Origin of the sequence: Streptomyces graminilatus (genome assembly GCF_001418565.1) — a bacterium.
Taxonomy (GTDB): Bacteria; Actinomycetota; Actinomycetes; order Streptomycetales; family Streptomycetaceae; genus Streptomyces; species Streptomyces graminilatus.
This window is the reverse complement of the sequence record NZ_LIQQ01000788.1, coordinates 1-2,940: the sequence shown is the minus strand read 5'-3', so window position 1 is coordinate 2,940 and position 2,940 is coordinate 1. Positions and strand designations below refer to the sequence as shown.

3 protein-coding genes are annotated in these 2,940 nt (G+C 70.3%); 2 read left to right on the top strand and 1 reads right to left on the bottom strand.

All coding sequences use genetic code 11. The annotated features are described in order from the left end of the window. Positions 1-102: 102 nt before the first annotated feature. Positions 103-456, bottom strand: coding sequence for a winged helix-turn-helix transcriptional regulator (locus tag AOK08_RS41590; protein ID WP_055535737.1), 354 nt, complete (start codon positions 454-456; stop codon positions 103-105). Positions 457-681: 225 nt separating this feature from the next. Here AOK08_RS41590 and AOK08_RS41585 point away from each other — a divergent pair, with 225 nt between their 5' ends. Both AOK08_RS41585 and rarD read left to right on the top strand, forming a co-directional pair. Beyond that, positions 682-1,533, top strand: a complete 852-nt coding sequence (locus AOK08_RS41585; protein ID WP_055535735.1) for an NAD(P)H-binding protein — start codon at positions 682-684, stop codon at positions 1,531-1,533. A 251-nt stretch (positions 1,534-1,784) separates the two neighbouring features. Continuing rightward, positions 1,785-2,795, top strand: a complete 1,011-nt coding sequence (rarD, locus tag AOK08_RS41580; RefSeq protein WP_422125825.1) for an EamA family transporter RarD — start codon at positions 1,785-1,787, stop codon at positions 2,793-2,795. The last annotated feature ends 145 nt before the right edge of the window (positions 2,796-2,940 follow it).

The following is a 2,940-nucleotide window of genomic DNA, read 5'->3' as shown; positions in this document are numbered from 1 at the left end:
GCAACGACACCTGGACCGTCGTCGGATAGTCCGACGGCCACATAGCCAGACAGGTCGCACGTATTACAGGCCGTATGCCAGACAGGCCGTATGTACGAGCGACTACCGGGCCCGGGTCTTTTCGACCCGGGCCTCGTCGTACGTCCGCCGAGCTCGGTCCACGTCCGGCATGCGCTCCGCCGTCCAGACGGCCAGGGCCTTGACCTGGGCGGCGGCCTCGCGGCCGAGGTCGGTGAGCGAGTAGTCGACGCGGGGCGGGATGACCGGCTTCGCGTCCCGGTGGACCAGGCCGTCGCGCTCCAGCGTCTGGAGGGTCTGCGCGAGCATCTTCTCGCTGACGCCGCCGATGGCCCGGCGCAGTTCGCTGAAGCGGTACGGGCGCTCCAGCAGCTCCATGAGGACGAGCACGCCCCAGCGGCTGGTGACGTGTTCGATGACCAGGCGGTACGGGCACATGCCCTCGGCGTCGGCCGTCTCGTACTTGCCCGTGACCGCCTTGCCCGTGACCGCCTTGCTCGCGGCTGTCTTGCTTGCGGCTGTCCTGCCCGTGACCGCCGTGCCCGTGGCTTCGGCTGCTGCGCTTACTCCCATGTAAGTACCTTACTTGAAAGTGGGTACTTTCCTAGAGTTAGCGCTTCTCCTAGGGTTAGTGCCAGCCCGCACCCCACTAGGAGATACGCCATGAGCATCGTCGTCACCGGAGCCACCGGCCACCTCGGCCGTCACGTAGTCGAGCAGTTGCTGGAGAAGGTCCCGGCCGACCAGATCACCGCCGTCGTCCGCGACGCGGAGAAGGCGTCCGGCTTCGCGGCCCGCGGTGTGAAGATCGCGGTCGCCGACTACAACCAGCCGGAGACCTTCGACGGTGTCATAGCCGCCGGCGACAGGGTGCTGCTCATCTCCGGCAACGAGTTCGACAAGGGCCGCGTCGGCCAGCACAAGGTCGTTCTCGACGCCGCAAAGGCCGCGGGCGCCGCGCTCCTCGCGTACACCAGCGCCCCGGGCGCCCTGACGGCCGCGCTCGCCGACGACCACAAGGGCACCGAGGCGGCGATCCTCGAGTCCGGCGTCCCGTACTCGCTGTTGCGCAACGGCTGGTACAACGAGAACTACACCGAGCAGCTCGCCGTCGCCCTTGAGCACGGCGTCACCCAGGCCGCCGGTGAGGGCCGCGTCGCCTCCGCCGCGCGCGCCGACTACGCCGCCGCCGCTGTCGCCGTACTGACCGGCGAGGGTCACGAGAACACGACGTACGAGCTGAGCGGCGACACCAACTGGGGCTTCGCCGAGTACGCGGCCGAGGTGGCGAAGCAGTCCGGCAAGGACGTCGCCTACAACGCCGTCCCCGTCGAGGTCTACACCGGGATCCTGACCGGCGTCGGCCTGCCCGAGGGGCTCGCCGCGATCCTCGCGGGCGTGGACGTTTCCATCGAGCGGGGCGAGCTGGCCGGCACGCCCGGCGACCTGTCCCGTCTGACCGGCCGCCCGACCACACCGATCGCCGAGTCGATCGCCGCCGCCCTCAAGGGCTGACCTCCCAATACATCCCAGCACCTCCAGATACCTACAGGTACCTACAGATACCTCCAGGTGCATCCCAGTACCTCCCGGTACCTGGAGATAACCCCGATACCCCTCAGGGGCGCGCACTCCCCCGTCCCGCCCCTGAGGACGCTCACCCCCGCCTGTCATGACCGTATGCCGATACGAACATGACAGGCGGGGGCGCTCGGCGTTACCGTCGTGAGCGCATGACCATCATGACCGTATGGTCATGTGCTGGTATGAGGGGAGACGCGGTGGCCGCCAAGCCGACGAGCGAACAGCGCAAGGGTCTGCTGAACGGCTTCGCGGCATACGGGATGTGGGGTCTCGTCCCGCTCTTCTGGCCGCTGCTGAAGCCGGCCGGGGCGGTCGAGATCCTGGCCCACCGGATGGTGTGGTCCCTCGCCTTCGTCGGCGTCGCGCTGCTGGTGATGCGCCGCTGGGCCTGGGCGGGCGAGTTGCTCCGGCAACCGCGCCGACTGGCACTGATCGCGGTCGCCGCGGCGGTCATCACGGTCAACTGGGGCGTCTACATCTGGGCCGTGAACGCCGGGCACGTGGTCGAGGCCTCCCTGGGCTACTTCATCAACCCGCTCGTCACCATCGCCATGGGCGTGCTCCTGCTCAAGGAACGGCTGCGGCCGGTGCAGTGGGCGGCGGTCGGCGTCTGCCTGGCCGCCGTACTCGTTCTGACGATCGGCTACGGCCGGCCGCCCTGGATCTCCCTCTGCCTCGCGTTCTCCTTCGCCACGTACGGCCTGGTGAAGAAGAAGGTCAACCTGGGCGGGGTGGAGTCGCTGGCCGCCGAGACCGCGGTGCAGTTCCTGCCCGCGCTGGCGTATCTGCTGTGGCTGGGCGGCCGGGGCGAGTCGTCCTTCGGCGCGCACGGCGCCGGGCACGCGGCCCTGCTCGCGGCGACCGGCGTCGTGACTGCCCTGCCGCTGGTCTGCTTCGGCGCGGCGGCGATACGGGTGCCGTTGTCGACGCTGGGCCTGCTCCAGTACATGGCCCCCGTCTTCCAGTTCCTCCTCGGCGTCTTCTACTTCCAGGAGGCCATGCCGCCGGAGCGCTGGGCCGGGTTCGCGCTGGTGTGGCTGGCCCTGGTCCTGCTGACGTGGGACGCGCTGCGGGCGGCTCGGCGGGGCGCGCAGGTGCGGGCAGGGGCGCTCACGGCGAAGGCCGGCCCGGACCTGGACGCGGTGGTTCTCGCTCCGCCGGCAACTGAGCCCGCGCAGGACGTCCGCCGCTGACAGCGGGCGCGGGCGCGGTGGCGGTGGCGGGCGTACCACGGGTGCGCGGCCGTCGCGGGCGGCGGCGGGCCGTTGTCGGCGGTGCCCGCCATAAGTGGTTCCCATGACGCAGGCACCCGCACACGACGCCCCCACTCCCGCCCCC

Coding starts and splice junctions, on each gene's coding strand:
- AOK08_RS41585 (WP_055535735.1), top strand. CDS start 682: ATGAGCATCGTCGTCACCGGAGCCACCGGCCACCTCGGCCGTCACGTA.
- AOK08_RS41590 (WP_055535737.1), bottom strand. CDS start 456: ATGTGCCCGTACCGCCTGGTCATCGAACACGTCACCAGCCGCTGGGGC.
- rarD (WP_422125825.1), top strand. CDS start 1,785: ATGAGGGGAGACGCGGTGGCCGCCAAGCCGACGAGCGAACAGCGCAAG.